This is a genomic window from Bacillus silvicola (assembly GCF_050524305.1).
Lineage (GTDB): Bacteria > Bacillota > Bacilli > Bacillales > Bacillaceae_G > Bacillus_A > Bacillus_A cereus_AT.
In genome coordinates, this window is the sequence record NZ_JBNGVC010000012.1 from 357285 (window position 1) to 373233 (window position 15949).

A 15949-nucleotide genomic window follows, 5' to 3' on the forward strand; every position below is an offset into this window, starting at 1 on the left:
CAACTTTGTTATATTTTAACATTAATTACATATTCATACCTGTAATTTTTTTCATAAAATATAAAAGAGTCTCATTAAAAAATGAGACTCTTTTACCATTTCATATTTAAATCGTTTTTGAAGTTTGTTTACCAAAAATAAATACTTTAGTAAACACCACCATGATAACTGCAATAGTCAGAAAATAAAGTGGCATCACCATCAACGAACCTGTATGAAGCTGACTCATTCCCCAAATTGTCACCGTTACAATTACATAGTAGCCTAAGCTAAACAATGCACCTGCTGTACCAATGACATCTTGAAAATCTACTAATGCTAAACTTAAACAGTTAGGCAACGCTATTCCAATTCCTAATAGCAATATAAACATCGCTACTAAAAATCCAATCATATATATTATGTTTGGATTTGATCCAACTGAAGTAATAACAGTTAAAAGGATAGCTCCCCCTGTCATTACAAGACAACCGATATATATAATTTTCTCTGGTTTATAAGTAGCCAGTAAACGTTTTGAAACTTTCGCCCCAATAATTGAAGCAAAAGCGACAACGATTCCTAAAAATCCATACATACTAGGCGATAACTGAAAGTATTCAATAAAGATAAACGGCGCTTCTGCATAATAGCTAAATAAAACACCATTCGCTCCTCCAATTAATAGACCGTATGTTACTACTTTCGGATTTGTAATCAACCGTTTTAAAACAGAAAACACATTTATTTGATTCGTCACTGAGTCCGTTTTTGTTTCTGGAAGAGAAACAAACGTATACAGCAAAATTCCGACGCTCATAACTACTAAACTTAAAAATACTATTTTAAATCCAAACATTTGATCGAGAAAACCACCAATTAACGGACCTATCGCTGGTGTAAAGGCAATGACTGCCGAAATTTGAGCAAACATAACATGACGTTTATGCCCCTCTACACTTTCACGAAGAATCGTTTGTGTAACAACTGATCCTGCACTTGCCCCAAACGCTTGAATAAAACGACTTAGCAATAAAAATTCAATGGAACTTGCAATATAGCATAAGAAACTTCCTATCCCGTATACTGCAATTCCAAATAACATTGCTGGGCGACGACCAATTATATCTGATAACCATCCAATAAAAAATACACCTAAAGCAAATCCAGCAAAATAAACACTTAGCGTTAACTGTACCTCATTATTACTTACGTGCAACGCCTTTGAAATGTCTGGTAAAGACGGTGTGTAAATTGTTTCACTAATTTGCGGAAATGCTACAAGAATAATCATTAACAAAAGTGATGGTACTGAGACTTTTTTCATTTTTAATACCCTCCTATAACTTTGAAAATTTCAGAAATAAAAAGACTTTCTTAGCTAGGGAACAGGAGGGGCCATTATAGAAATCCGATCATAAAACAACAAAGAAAACACCTCAATTACGCATGTTAATACTTATAGGAGGGTATATATTAACATTGATTTTACAATATAGTCTTTCAATTATATGATAGGTTATGTTCGTTTTCTAGTGTTCATGATCTGAATCTTTGTTAGTAGATGACTGACCTTTTATTCTCTCAGAAAATTAATACAGTTTGAAAAGCGCAACTATACAACGGAAACGCACCCTCCAATTGTTAAAAACAGTCTTACAATTGAAGGGTGCGTTTTTTATGTTAAATTTTCACTGTTTGTTCTTCTTGATAGATAATTTCACCATCAATAATAGTTGTTTCTACTTTTAAATCTTTAATTTTGCTTGGATTGATACTTAAAATGCTGTCATTTAATATAACTAAATCCGCCAACTTTCCGGCCTCTATGCTTCCTTTTATCTCTTCTTCAAAACTCGCATAAGCACCATTCCATGTGTATAGTTTAATAGCTTCCATTACGCTTATAGATTGATTAGTACCAATCTCCATTCCAGACTTGCTTCTTCTATTGACAGCAACGTGAATTCCTAATAAAGGATTATAGTCAGTAACTGGTGCGTCCGATCCACCTGCTGCAATGATGCCACGATCAATAAAATCACGAGCAGCGTACATGTGGTTAACACGCTCACCATAGTGCTGGGCATATATCTCTCCAAATTCATATGGAAATGGAGGGTTTGGAATCGGAATCACCTCGAGTTTTTTCATTCTCTCTTGTAAATCTGGTGAAGAAATTCCCGCGTGTTCGATTCGATGACGGTGGTCTTTTCTTGGTGATTCCTCTAGCGCCCTTTCTACACAATTTAAATACATTTCAATAGCTTTATCACCTTGTGCATGTACAGTGATCTGATAGCCTTTTTTATGAGCTTCACCTAAAACTTGATAGATTTCTTCCTCACTATAATAAAGAATGCCAGAATTGTTAGAGTCACTCGAGTACGGCTCACGTGTTGCAATTGTAGGCCCAGTGCTACTTCCATCTGTAAACATTTTAGCTGGTCCAACTTTGAATCTCTCATCTCCGGTACCAGTTACCACGCCAGCTTCGACCATTTTATTAACAAATTCATGGGAGTTATTTAACTGACATATCATTGCATATATTCTGACACGAATATCCCTACCCTTCACAGCTTGTTGTAGTAAACGGTAACTCTCAGGTCCAAATCCACCTGCGTCATGTATACTTGTTATGCCCGCTGCAACGAAATGATCTGATGCAATTTTCACAGCCTTCATCATTTCACTTTCCGTATAACTCGCAACCGCGCTCATCTCCATATTTGCTGCTTCAATTAACTTTCCTGTAAGCCGTCCTGCCTGATTCTTTTCAATAATCCCCCCACTCGTGTTCGGTGTGTTCTCGTTAATTTGCGCAATTTCTAATGCTTTGCTGTTCACTACGCTTATATGGTTGCAAGTACGAGATACAATAATAGGGTGTTCAGCTGAAATTTCATCCAGCTCAGTAATTGTTGGATAACGCTTTTCCTTCACAGCGTTTTCATTAAAGCCCCAAGCACGTATCCATTCGCCTTTTGGAGTTTCTAAGGCTTTCTTTTTCAGGTCCTCTAACAAAGCTTCGATAGAATCAATATGTTCAGCTTTACAACTTACCGCCAACTGATTCAGCCCGTGAGCAATGAGGTGAATATGAGAATCAATGAATCCGGGAAGAAGTGTTTTTCCTTGCAGGTCAATTACAGCCGTTTGTTCTCCTATTAAACTCTTAACCTCCTGATTTGACCCAACAACTGCGATACGTTTATCTTTTATTGCTACAGCTTCGACTACTGCATTCTTTTGGTCTACTGTAATAACTTCTCCATTTATCAAGACAACATCAGCTTTCATAAACTCAACCCTTTCGGAATTACTCTTTTAGAGTAATTCATTCAGTATTTAAAGCTATATCTCTCAATATTCTATTCCGCTTTTTAACAAATTAAAGTTGATATAAACATTCTTTCATTGTTTTAACGATAAAAGTAAAGTCTTCTTCTGTAATGCTTAATGGAGGCGCAAGCTGCAAAATATTATTGTAACCTGCAACAGTGTCGCCATTTTTACCAATAATTAGACCTTTTTCTTTACAAGCATTGATGACTTTGTTTACCTTTTCAATAGCAGCCGGTTCTTTCGTTTGCTTATCTTCCACTAGTTCAATACCTAAAAGAAGGCCTTTTCCGCGAACATCTCCTACGTTTGGATGCTCTTTTACATCTTCTAATTCATATAACAGTCGTTCACCCAATTCTTTGGAACGTTCAATGAGTTTCTCATTCTCCATAATTTCTAAATTCTTCAAAGCCAAGGCGCAAGCAGCTGGATTTCCTCCGAACGTATTCACATGGCGGAAGCGATCATAATCTTCACTGCCTACGTATGCCTCATAAATCTCTCGTCTGACTGCTGTTGCCGACAAAGGAAGATACGCACTTGTAATACCTTTTGCCATTGTAATGATATCTGGTTTAACGCCATAATTCATAAATCCAAATGGCTTCCCAGTCCGGCCAAATCCACATATAACTTCATCACAAATGAGCAACGCACCGTGCTTCTCGCAAATTCCTTTTACTTTTTCCATATATCCATCAGGAGGCATCAAAATGCCGCCCCCAGTAATAATCGGCTCCATAATCACGCCGGCTACTGTTTGACTTAACTCCCATGTCATAACACGATCAATTTCATCAGCACTTGCCAGTGTACGAACATCATCTGGATTACGATACGTATCAGGTGGTGCTACATGCAAGAACCCTTGCCCGAGTGGTTCATATTTATACTTTCGCTGCGCTTGACCTGTTGCTGCAAGAGCACCCATTGAGTTACCGTGGTAAGCACGATAGCGTGAAATAAACTTATAACGTGCATGATCACCTTTTTGTTGATGGTATTGACGAGCAATTTTAAACGCCGTTTCATTTGCTTCCGATCCACTGTTAGAAAAGAAAATAACATATTCATCATCAAGCCATTCATTCAATTTCTCTGCTAATTTAATAGCAGGAACATGGCTTTGTGTCAAAGGGAAATATGGCATTTCTTCAAGCTGTTCAAAAGCCGCTCTTGCAAGCTCTTTTCGACCATACCCAACATTCACGCACCAAAGACCCGACATACCGTCTAAATAACGGTTTCCATCAATATCCGTCACCCATGCCCCTTCTGCTTTTGTGATAATTAAATTCGTTGGATTAGGGGCTGCTCCTTTCATTGCATGCCAAAGGTACTTTTCATCTGCTTTTTTCAAACTTTGTGTTTGCTCTGTCGCTTGCACAATCACCAACTCCATTCTATTCTTTTATGGTTTCACATAAAGTGAAACTTTGATCAGTGCGGGTTTTGTTCATCCCCCACCGATTATTAGCCCTCACCAATCGGGCTTTTACGGGATCAATCTTTCAATAACGAGCCGTAAGCATTTTCTTGCGAGTATAGAATTCTACGCCATCTTTTCCATTTGCATGGAGATCACCATAGAAGGATTTCTTATAACCTGAGAATGGGAAGAATGCCATTGGAGCAGGAACCCCAAGATTGACCCCAAGCATACCTGCATCAATTTCTTCACGGAATGCACGAATAGCTTTCGCGCTATCGGTGTACAGGCATGCACCATTTGCGAACGGTGATGCATTAGCAACATGAATCGCTTCCATCAAGTCTTTTACACGTACAATAGAAAGAACCGGTGCGAAGATTTCATCTTGCCAGATTTTCATTTCCTGTGTCACATTGTCAAAAATTGTTGGGCCAACAAAATAACCGTTACCGTTTACTGCATCATCTTCACGTCCGTCACGAATAAGTGTCGCTCCCTGCTCTATACCAGATTGAATGTATCCGAGTGTACGCTCTTTATGTCCGTCACGAATAACGGGACCAAGGAACACACCTTCTTCCAGCCCACTTCCAATCGTAATAGCATTCGCCTCTTGAAGCAGTCTATTAACGAGCTCATCTGCAACGTCTTCTTCCACAACAACAACAGCCACGGCCATGCATCTTTCACCAGCTGAACCGAAGGCAGCGTTTGTAATTTCTTTCGCTGCAAAACTAAGGTCCGCATCTTTTAATACGATCGAATGATTTTTTGCACCTGCAAGAGCTTGTACACGTTTACCGTTAGCTGCTGCTGTTTTATATATGTACTCAGCCACAGGTTGAGAACCAACGAAAGATACAGCCTTCACATCCTCATTGTCAAGAATGCCATTTACGACGTCATGTGCACCATGCACAATATTTAGCACGCCACCTGGAAGACCTGCTTCTTTAAACAGTTCAGCTATGCGATTAGCCAGCAATGGTGTTCTTTCAGATGGTTTTAATACAAACGTATTTCCGCATGCAATCGCGAGTGGAAACATCCAGCATGGCACCATCATTGGAAAGTTAAATGGCGTTATTCCTGCAATTACTCCGATCGGGTAACGATACATCCCCGATTCAACACCAGTCGCAATATCAGGAAGTTGCTCTCCCATCATTAAAGTAGGTGCACCTGCGGCAAATTCAACACATTCAATCCCTCGCTGTACTTCACCGTAAGCTTCTTTATAACTTTTTCCATTTTCCAGGGTAACGAGTTTCGCTAACTCTTCCCAGTTTTCAATCAGTAACTGTTGATAACGAAATAGAATCCGAGCACGCCGAGGTACAGCGACCCTTCTCCAAGTTTTGAATGCTTCTTTCGCAGTTGCTACAGCTCTATCTAAATCTTCTTTAGTCGAAAGTGGCACACGAGCAATAATCTCGCCTGTTGCTGGATTTGGTACATCTTCAACTTGTTTACTTGTGGATTCTATCCATTGTCCGCCAATATAATTTTTCAACGTTTGTACATTTTTCGTTACTGCCATGGTGAAACCTCCTATTTTAAGATAACCGTCCTTTGTATTACACCTCTCGGAAGAAAGCGCATTCATCTGATTATATATAAACTGATTTACATATCTCCAACATTACTAATCTTGTCCATTTAATACGCAGGAGCAGCCATCTGCTTAGCATTTGTCCACTCCCAGTTCACATTATTTCAGATCAATCTCATGGTTCATCTTATAATTCTTTTTCAAAAACACTGGACAATCCCATTCACAAACAAGATCCTTAGCCAAAGAAACGACCCAGTCTTTTGTAATATGATACTTTTTTTCATCAACAGTAATAAACACTTCACCGTCTGTCACATAGAAAACTTCCTGCTCTTCTACATGCCACGTTCCTTTATTCGGTTCGCCTACCCATGGTTCCCATGTGTGAACACCTAGTTGCCCTGCTTCTTCTGCCGTAAGTTTTTTCGCAAAAAACATGATGATCCTCTCTCTTTCTTATTGGTAATTTTGAAGGAATCAATTCTATAAATCTACCGTCTTAACATTTGTAACTTTTAAACATTTGAATTCTTTTCTCATAAAGTATATGGCAATGAGAACGCCTGGAATTTCTGCAGCAGGACCTGCGTACCATACACCTTCCACACCCCAGAATTTCGGGAAAATAAATAGAAATGGGAACAAGAACAATAGCATTTTGCTAACATTAATAAACGTTGCAATCCAATTCCTCTCTTGTGATTCGAAATAACCGGAGATAAGTAAACTGACTGCATTAAGCATAAACAAAGAATTGAATACAACCGTCGTCCAAATGCCCAGTTTCTGCAATTCAGGATTACCACCGGAGAAAAATGACACAACTGGATCTGCAAAAATGATTAGTATGGCTGTCACAATCACAAAGAAGGAAACTGTAAAAATGAGCCCCATTTTAATTGCTTGCTTAACACGATCAAGGTTTCCCGCACCGTAATTATAACTAATAATCGGTTGAAGTCCTGTCATCCCACCGAGCGCTGCTAAGGCGAGGAGATTTGTAATGTAACCATTTTGAATCGTGAAAGCGGCAACGTGCAGCCCACCACCGTAGCTTTGTAGTAAGTTGTTGAAGATAATAATGGCAAAAAACATCATAAACTGACTCGAGAAAGATGCAAAGCCCGTCCAAGCTACTTCACCAATGGTCTTGAGATTAATCATCATATCTTTCATTTTCGGCTTAAGTTTTGTTTTACCAAACCAGAAATAAAAGATTAGGAGAACAGGGATCGATTGCGAAATCGTATTGGCCCATGAAGAACCCATCATCCCCATGTCATACTTCGTTACCATAATCCATTCTGTAATCCCAGCAACAACTGCTGCGACTAACCAACTGTTCATTGATAATCCAGGTTTTTCATCGATATTAGTTAAAATACTTAATACAACGGCCAATATCGTTAATGGCAATGAAATCCATAGCAGTCGGCTATATTGCACCGCATACGGGAGCGCTTCATCACTTGCTCCGAATAAAATCATAATTTCATTTTCAAAGACCAATCCAAGTACAGCTATCAAAGCGGAAAGAAAAAGAGTAAACCATAAAGTTTGACCCATAATACCTCTAGCTTCTTCTATCTTCCCTTTTCCAAGTCGAAGTGAAATGACCGCTCCGGCTCCCACACCTAAAAGAACACCAATCATACGGGTAATAACCATGACCGTAAATCCAATTCCAATCCCTTCGATTTCCAGCTCCTGAAAGCCACTGACGAAATAGCCATCGACAACCGATACAACTCCTAGAATTACGTTAGCCATAATTCCTGCCAAAGCAAACCGTAAATATAGTAACGGAATACTTTTGGTTCCTAGCACTGAATCATCCACCGGGTTATTCATTATTTCTGGTTGCTCTATTTTCGATGACGGACGGTTATCCACTATTTTCATGAGCATATCCCCTTACAAATAATTTATATAGCAAGTTAAGCTCAATTAATTCGCATACCACCCTACCGGATTTGCATGCTGGTGGATATTGATTTGCTTCGTTTCCATAAAGTGCTCCAGCCCAGTAGCACCTAATGCTCTACCTATTCCACTTTGCTTATATCCGCCCCAAGGCCCTTCAACATAAGCGAGATGATAACTATTAATCCAAGTAATTCCCGCACGTAATTTACTAATGACACGTTTTGCCAGGTCCATATCTTCAGTAAATACAGCACCGGCTAATCCATAAATGGAATCATTCGCTTTTTGGATGGCATCTTCCTCATCTTTAAATTTCTGTACAACAAGGACTGGGCCAAAAATCTCTTCCTTAACAATACACATATTCGCATTTACATCAGCAAAGATTGTTGGCGCAATAAAAAACCCTCGATCAAGCCCATTTTCTGTTAAGCGATTACCACCACAAACTAATCTTGCACCTTCTTCGATTCCTCTTTGGATATAATGTAAAACTTCATTCATATGAGACTCATTTGTGAGAGCTCCCATTTCAATGTTCTCACTTTCCCCGTTGCCAACTACAATTTTGTTCGCACGCTCAGCCAATCTTTCAACAAACTTATCGTAAATAGTCTCTTGTACAAGTAAACGAGATGCAGCTGAACAAACTTGCCCAGCATTGTGGAAAATACCAAACATCGCATTATCGACTGCGATTTCAAAATCTACATCGTCGAACACAATAAGTGGAGATTTCCCACCAAGTTCAAGTGTGATTTTTTTCATATTGCCTGCAGCTGCACGCATAATACTTTGACCTGTTTTTGTTCCACCGGTAAAGGCTACTTTATCAACATCATGGCTCTCTGCAAGCTCATTCCCAACCTTTGAGCCAGGTCCCAATACCAAGTTTGCCACTCCGTTCGGAAGCCCAACCTCTTCGATAATTTCAAATAATTTGAAAACGCTTACAGGAGTGACATCGGCAGGTTTAATTACAATTGTATTCCCTGCGGCAAGCGCAGGAGCAATTTGCCAAACGGCTAACATAAGCGGGAAGTTCCAAGGTACAATAAGTCCACAAACACCAATCGGTTCATGAATAATAATCGTTTCCGAAGAATCCTCACGAGTGTAAGATTCCTTTTTCATACCTTTGATCAAATCAGCATAATAGCGGAAGCATTCAATCGATACCGGGATATCCACATGGATTGTTGCACGAATAACCTTACCGTTATTTGCAGTTTCCAAACGGGCAATTTCAGCTGTCTTCTCTTCAAGACGGTCTGCAATCTTATATAGATAATCAGCTCTTTCATCAGCCGATAAGTTTGACCAGATTCCACTGTCAAACGCTTTACGAGCCGCCTTAATTGCTACCTTCGCATCGTCTTCTGATCCATGAGCTGACGTTGCGATAACCTCACTGGTTGCAGGATTGATAATGTTTCGTCTAGCACCCGATAATGCTTCTACCCATTTTCCGTCAATGAACATGTTAATTTTCATAACAACTCTCCTTTACGCAATAATATCTAACATTTTGAAACCAATATGTGCTATATTGACCAGCATCGTTTTCTGATTATAGAACGGGAATGATTTGAGGCGTTCCTTTTCAAATCTATATCCACCTGCACTCCCCGTAACGATCCATTGTGCCAATAAATTACCAAACAATGTCGAAAGAGACGCGCCGTGGCCCGTATAACCCGTTGCGAAATATGCGCCCTCTTTGGATCTGCCAATAACTGGGAATGTATCAATCGTTACCCCGATAAATCCACCCCACCGGTAATCAATCTTACTTCCTTCTAGTTTCGGCATTATTTTAACCATGGCATCGTAAACACTTTGATAAACAGCATCACCTAAGTTTGGACGAATATCGCCACCGCCAAATACGATCCGATTATCTGGTGTGCGCCTGAAATAGTAAAGGAAACTGCTTGTATCAAAAACCATGCGATCATTAGGAATGACGGTATTCACCAGCGATTCTGGAAGCTGTTCAGTAGCAATAATACGTGCCGAAATTGGCAGTACTCCTTTATTCAATTCAGCCATGATTTTTCCGGAGTAACCATCTGTAGCAACAATAATGTCTTTCGCTGTAACAGCACCTTTTTCTGTAACAACTTTCACACTGTTTCGCCCGTACTCAATAGATAGTGCTTTCGAATGCTCAAAGATTTTTGCACCTATCGATTTAGCTGCTTCTCCCAAACCAATTGCATAGTTCAGTGGTTGGAACGAGTAACTCGAGTCGTCGACTAAGCAACCATAATATTGCGGGGAATCAATTTCTTGATGCAACTGACTTCGATTAAGCACGCTACATTCATATCCAAAGTTTTTGTTTAAGTATTCACTTTCAAGTTTCAATCCTTCAAAATGCTTGGCTTTGTAAGCCGCCACAATGTGACCTGTCTTTCTAAAGTTACAGTTGATTTGATGCTCATCGATGATGTTTTTAACTAGTTCAACACTAAGCAGCGAAAGATCGTTAAGTTGTCTCGCCTCTTCCGCACCATACTTCTTAGCAAGCTCCTGCATCGTTGGCTTATAGCCTGGCAATACCATCCCGCCGTTACGACCACTTGCGCCATACCCGATTGTTTCCTGCTCCAGGACAATGACACTCTTTCCTAATTTTTGCAAATGATATGCAGAAGAAAGACCTGTGAAACCTGCGCCAATAATGACAACATCTGCTTCTTCATTTCCTTCAAGAGTTTTTCCTTTGTCATAGCTGTTTGCAGTCGCTGTCCACAATGAGAGAGTATCCATTCGATCCATCTTATCCATAGCTAATCCTTCTCCTTTCGTGACATGTATGTTACAATACACTCAAAAATATTCACAATATTCAAACTTATTAAGTTAATCATATGACTTGGAGTTTCCTCCAAGTCAATACCCATTTGAGAGTTTTTTAAATTCATTTTGCGAAAAAAATGGAGTAACTCCACTTTTTTCATCGGGGGGACATCTATGAAAATTGGTACATTTGCGAAGCTTTTTCATGTTACAACTGATACCGTACGTTATTACATTGAACTTGGATTATTAATACCAGACAAAAAAAACACCCAGTATCAAATGAACCAATTGTGTTTAGACGACATGGCTTTTATTACTGAACTGAAAAAATTTCATTTTTCATTGATAGAAATCCAACGAATTTTATCGTATCGGCGTGTCACAAACTTCTCGGACCATGAGGATATCGACTACTACAACAACTTGCTCAATGATAAAAAGAATGAGCTGACTAAGAAAAAAGAAGACATATCAAAAGCTATCCAATTGATTGAAAAAGCGGTTCAACCAAACTCACCTTCAACCAAAGAAGAGGATATTACAGGAATCCCGCTTGACTTTGTAAATCTGCTCTATTGTCCGAAGTGCCGCATTCCACTTGAAATGAAAGATGTAACGATTAAAAAAGTCTACATTAACACGGGGAGTTTAACTTGTAACTGTGGATACGAAGCAGCTATCGAGGAGGGTATTATCATTACCGCGAACTTGTACGAGACGTCACCTTATCCATCTTATTTTTACGATAAAGAAACGATTAAAGAGATTAATCCCAAAATGATTAACTTATTTGAAAAAAGTAATTTTCAATTTCAAAAAGTTCTACAAAATATAGATTTAAAAAACAAATTAGTCGTGGAAACAAACGTTGACGCTTTTGTGTCACTACCGAAATATATCGACATTCTTGAACCGAGCGCATCCTATGTATTCAGTGGCTATTCGCTTGCAATGCTCAAGAAGGTTAGAAATAGAATTGAGCGTATGAATACGAAGCCACGCGTCCTTTATATTTTGAATTCCGATTTAAATCTACCATTGAAACCGCTTAGCATCGATGTTTTTGTGGATAGTTTTACAATAACTGATTTTTCACTGCTCAACCCAGCGTTCCCAAGTCACGTTCTAAAAAACTATTTACATAACAGTTCAAAAATTGTCGGTGGATACTCGTATTATGATAGCTCGGCCAAATCCTTGAAAAATATTTCAGCCTTATATCCAAATTCCCATGAGCATATTTTATATCCAAAATACTTAGAAGAGAATTTATCAGTTAACGGATTTCAAATCATGCAAAATGAAAATATTGGTTACTGTACAGATCCAGGACCTTATTTCGACTATCATGTAAGAGACGAAAAATTCCACATGCTCATGTATTTGGCTAGTACGAAAAAATAGCACATCACACTTCACCCCAAAAAAGCGCCATCACAAGTGACGGCGCTTTTTCTATGTAAGAGCTACTAGAAGATATCCTTCTAGCCTACTCCCATTTATAAGTCCAAAATTGTTCAAGTTGCAACCATTTTAATGTTGCTGCATCTTTGTTTTTTATTTTTGCATGTGTTTCTTCAAGCATTGCTTCTGTTTGTGAACGGTGCGCACCTAGTGCAGCTAATTTATGCTCAAATACTTCACTAATATTATTTACAACATCCGGCTCACCGAGTACAGCTTCTCGATTTCTCGTAATCGCAACCGCATGAATGGCTGGACGTTCTTCTTTTGGCATACGTGATACAGCGCGAACTACAGCGCGGCCAAATGCATCATGATCTGGATGTACGCCGTGTTCTGGATAAAATGTAATAATTCGAGATGGATTTACTTCTTGAATTATCGCTTCGATTTTATCTGCAACGAAATCAACATCTTCAAATTCTAACGTTTTATCATGGAAACCGAGCATTCTTAAATCTTGAATCCCCATCGCTTCACATGCATCTTTTAATTCTTTTTCACGGATATTTGGAATCGTTTCACGGTTAGCGAATACGTTTTTCCCCATGTTACGTCCCATTTGTCCAAGAGTACCACATGCGTATGTTACAGGTACTCCTTGATCTGTTAATAAGCGAATTGTTCCTCCCGCAGCAAATGCTTCATCATCTGGATGCGGAAATACAACAAGTACATGTCTCTCCATAAGTTCCCCTCCTTCTTACTTAAATGGCGTTAAGCTTAACTCAAGCGCTACCGCTAAGCGACCTTGGTTATCATGCCCTGCGAGTAATAAACGCTCTTTATCGTCTACTTCCCAGTGCGTAATACCTTCTGCATATACCCAGCCATGATCCATTTTCAAACCAACTCGGTATGGGTTTGTTCCAGTTATTTTCCCGCGCTCAAAGCGAATAATTGCATTTCGAATGAATGCTCCAACTGTCATCATCTTTTCATTAAAGTGTGACGCATACGCTCCGTTCGTCGTTTCTAAATGAATATATACATCTTTATTTACAAAACGTTCAATTTCATTTTGAATAAGAGAACTATCTTTTACTATTTCCATCGGAATTCACCTCTTTAAACCATTTTACGCAAAAATAATGTAAATTGCTATCTCTATATTAGAGGACAACGCTCACTTTTCCTAATAATTTGCACTGTGTTTTTTATATTTTTTATATGATATGTAAAAATCATATTTTTTCCTTCACTTTGTTAAATAGTTTTCTTTCTTTTTTGAATTTGCTACAATATATTTTATCCCGTATTCATACAGCGAGATACATTTCGACAATTGAATACATACTTTAAAGAAGGTGACATGATTGGAACAATCAGCACATGAAGTAGCAAATTGGCAATATTATTTTGCAATTGCCGTATTTTTAGTCACGTACGGCTTTATTATTTCTGAGAAATTGAATCGTGCTGTAATCGCACTATTCGGCGCTGCTATTATGATTATTTTTGGCGTTGTAGATTTACATACCGCTTTCACATCACATATTCAATGGGAAACGATTACCCTTTTAATTGGGATGATGATTCTCGTACATATTACGAGTCAATCCGGCGTGTTTGAATTTGTAGCCATTAAAGCAGCAAAAGCAGCTAGCGGAAAACCAATCCGCATTTTATTGTTACTATCCCTATTAACCGCTGTCGGTTCTGCATTTTTGGACAACGTAACAACCGTATTATTAATCGTTCCTGTTACACTATCCATTACACGTATTTTAAAAGTAAATCCTGTTCCTTATTTAATTTCAGAAGTACTATTTTCAAATATAGGCGGAACAGCAACATTAATCGGTGACCCGCCGAACATTATGATTGGATCAGCAAATAAGCATTTAGACTTTAATGCCTTTTTACTTAACTTAGCTCCAATCGTAATTATTATTTCTATCGTTACACTTGGCATTATTTACTTCATGTATCGTAACAAACTAAAAACAACACCTGAGCAAATTAAAAAATTAATGGCATTAAATGAAAAAGATTATATTAAAGATCAAAGTCTCCTTTTAAAATCCATTACGATTTTAGGACTAACTATTTTAGGCTTTGTACTGCATTCTATTATTCATGTAGACGCTGCCGTTATTGCGATGACAGGTGCTACTCTACTGATGTTAATCGGAGCGAAAGAACATGAGATAGAAGATATATTCGCTCACGTCGAATGGGTAACAATTTTCTTCTTTGCCGGATTATTCGTTCTCGTTGGCGGGTTAATTGATATCGGACTAATTTCTTCACTCGCTAAAGAAGTAATCGACGTAACAAATGGTGATATCGGTTTCGCTGCTATACTTATCTTATGGGTATCTGGCATCGCATCTGCGACAATTGACAATATCCCCTTTGTCGCAACGATGATCCCGCTTATTCAAGATTTAGCTACAGGACTCGGACTATCTGTCGATTCTCCGCAAATCGAAGTACTATGGTGGGCTTTATCACTTGGAGCTTGCTTAGGAGGAAACGGAACGTTAATTGGAGCATCAGCAAACGTAGTCGTTGCTGGTATTGCAAAACGTGAAGGACATGGGTTCTCTTATATGGACTTCTTAAAAATCGGTTTCCCCTTAACGATCATTGCGCTATTGTTATCACATGCTTACATTTATTTACGTTACTTAATGTAAAAGTTGTATTGCATGAAATTATATCGTCAAATACAAAAGGTTTGCAGCATGGTGCTGCAAACCTTTTTTCTTCACCAAAATATACCTATAATTGCTAATCCACCTAAAATCATACCACCAATTTGTCCGACGATTGCCGGTGATAATTGAACACCTTTTCTCACTTCAACAACCGGTCTCTCGTGCCTTAATTGTTGTACTTCACTTTGAAGTTGATGTACACTTCCGTGTAATTCTTTAATTAGTTCTTTTAATTCAGCGACCTCTTCATTTACTGGTTTTGCTTTTTCTAAATTCATCTCGCATAACTCCTTATAAGTTCAATCAGTACACTGTAAAAATTCGCCAATTATTATTATTTCTCCTGCATACTATATATTCAACAATTCTATTTTTATAGTTTCTTTTCACACCTAAAAAATATAGCTTCATTAAAATTTAGCAGGTGTACCTTGGTGAAAATACATTTGCCACCTTCCTTCTCTAAATTTCCAAATTGAACTACGTAACGAGTGTTGATTATTTGTTTCATTGAATATTCGATAAGTAGTTAATACTACATCTTTGGATAAAGGATGTACTTCAAAATCACTTAAAGTCATTTTTACCACGCCTATTCCATTTTTATCGATATCCTCATTTTTATATAAAACTTTACCAGAACTCCCAAACTCAAAAAAATCATCTGCAAGTATCTTTTTAAGCTCTTTTTGAGATGTGCGAACCTCTGGCTTAAGTAATCGTTCCTCTAGCTGATATAAACACTCTCTTAATGGAGAGAAACCCTCCATTATT

At 38.4% G+C, this 15949-nt stretch carries 14 protein-coding genes; 2 read left to right on the top strand and 12 right to left on the bottom strand.

Translation table 11 applies throughout. The features are described 5' to 3' along the window. Positions 1-106 precede the first annotated feature (106 nt). The 8 genes from ACP6L7_RS13730 to ACP6L7_RS13765 form a co-directional block, all read right to left on the bottom strand. The gene (locus ACP6L7_RS13730) at positions 107-1306 is read right to left on the bottom strand and encodes a multidrug effflux MFS transporter (protein ID WP_098361783.1); all 1200 of its coding nucleotides are present in this window, start codon (positions 1304-1306) and stop codon (positions 107-109) included. 356 nt (positions 1307-1662) lie between these two features. Further along, the gene (locus ACP6L7_RS13735) at positions 1663-3282 is read right to left on the bottom strand and encodes an amidohydrolase (RefSeq protein ID WP_097832581.1); all 1620 of its coding nucleotides are present in this window, start codon (positions 3280-3282) and stop codon (positions 1663-1665) included. Positions 3283-3373: 91 nt separating this feature from the next. Then, positions 3374-4729: an aspartate aminotransferase family protein gene (locus tag ACP6L7_RS13740; RefSeq protein ID WP_170961034.1), complete on the bottom strand. Its 1356-nt coding sequence runs from the start codon at positions 4727-4729 to the stop codon at positions 3374-3376. Between the two features lie 109 nt (positions 4730-4838). Then, positions 4839-6299: a CoA-acylating methylmalonate-semialdehyde dehydrogenase gene (locus ACP6L7_RS13745; RefSeq protein ID WP_097832579.1), complete on the bottom strand. Its 1461-nt coding sequence runs from the start codon at positions 6297-6299 to the stop codon at positions 4839-4841. Positions 6300-6470: 171 nt separating this feature from the next. Beyond that, on the bottom strand, positions 6471-6752 hold the full coding sequence (locus ACP6L7_RS13750; RefSeq protein WP_097832578.1) for a cupin domain-containing protein: 282 nt from the start codon (positions 6750-6752) through the stop codon (positions 6471-6473). A 45-nt stretch (positions 6753-6797) separates the two neighbouring features. Beyond that, a complete protein-coding gene (locus tag ACP6L7_RS13755; protein WP_097832577.1) occupies positions 6798-8216 on the bottom strand; it encodes an MATE family efflux transporter in 1419 nt (472 codons plus the stop codon). 45 nt (positions 8217-8261) lie between these two features. Then, positions 8262-9734, bottom strand: a complete 1473-nt coding sequence (locus tag ACP6L7_RS13760) for an aldehyde dehydrogenase family protein (protein ID WP_097832576.1) — start codon at positions 9732-9734, stop codon at positions 8262-8264. A 12-nt stretch (positions 9735-9746) separates the two neighbouring features. Continuing rightward, positions 9747-11033, bottom strand: coding sequence for an NAD(P)/FAD-dependent oxidoreductase (locus tag ACP6L7_RS13765; RefSeq protein ID WP_097832575.1), 1287 nt, complete (start codon positions 11031-11033; stop codon positions 9747-9749). A gap of 186 nt (positions 11034-11219) precedes the next feature. Between ACP6L7_RS13765 and ACP6L7_RS13770 the strand changes: the two genes are divergently transcribed. Beyond that, the gene (locus tag ACP6L7_RS13770; RefSeq protein ID WP_430529285.1) at positions 11220-12452 is read left to right on the top strand and encodes a MerR family transcriptional regulator; all 1233 of its coding nucleotides are present in this window, start codon (positions 11220-11222) and stop codon (positions 12450-12452) included. Positions 12453-12537: 85 nt separating this feature from the next. Here the strand turns inward: ACP6L7_RS13770 and bshB2 are convergent, their stop codons facing one another. Together bshB2 and ACP6L7_RS13780 are read right to left on the bottom strand one after the other, a co-directional pair. Beyond that, positions 12538-13200: a bacillithiol biosynthesis deacetylase BshB2 gene (bshB2, locus tag ACP6L7_RS13775; protein WP_000439465.1), complete on the bottom strand. Its 663-nt coding sequence runs from the start codon at positions 13198-13200 to the stop codon at positions 12538-12540. A gap of 15 nt (positions 13201-13215) precedes the next feature. Continuing rightward, a complete protein-coding gene (locus ACP6L7_RS13780; RefSeq protein WP_000407039.1) occupies positions 13216-13566 on the bottom strand; it encodes a YojF family protein in 351 nt (116 codons plus the stop codon). A gap of 262 nt (positions 13567-13828) precedes the next feature. On the opposite strand from ACP6L7_RS13780, the gene ACP6L7_RS13785 reads away from it, so the two are divergent. Next, the gene (locus ACP6L7_RS13785; protein ID WP_097832573.1) at positions 13829-15154 is read left to right on the top strand and encodes an ArsB/NhaD family transporter; all 1326 of its coding nucleotides are present in this window, start codon (positions 13829-13831) and stop codon (positions 15152-15154) included. A 71-nt stretch (positions 15155-15225) separates the two neighbouring features. Here the strand turns inward: ACP6L7_RS13785 and ACP6L7_RS13790 are convergent, their stop codons facing one another. Both ACP6L7_RS13790 and ACP6L7_RS13795 read right to left on the bottom strand, forming a co-directional pair. Continuing rightward, positions 15226-15453, bottom strand: a complete 228-nt coding sequence (locus ACP6L7_RS13790) for a coiled-coil domain-containing protein (protein WP_001047302.1) — start codon at positions 15451-15453, stop codon at positions 15226-15228. A gap of 132 nt (positions 15454-15585) precedes the next feature. After that, positions 15586-15945: a nuclear transport factor 2 family protein gene (locus ACP6L7_RS13795; RefSeq protein WP_097832572.1), complete on the bottom strand. Its 360-nt coding sequence runs from the start codon at positions 15943-15945 to the stop codon at positions 15586-15588. Positions 15946-15949: the final 4 nt, after the last annotated feature.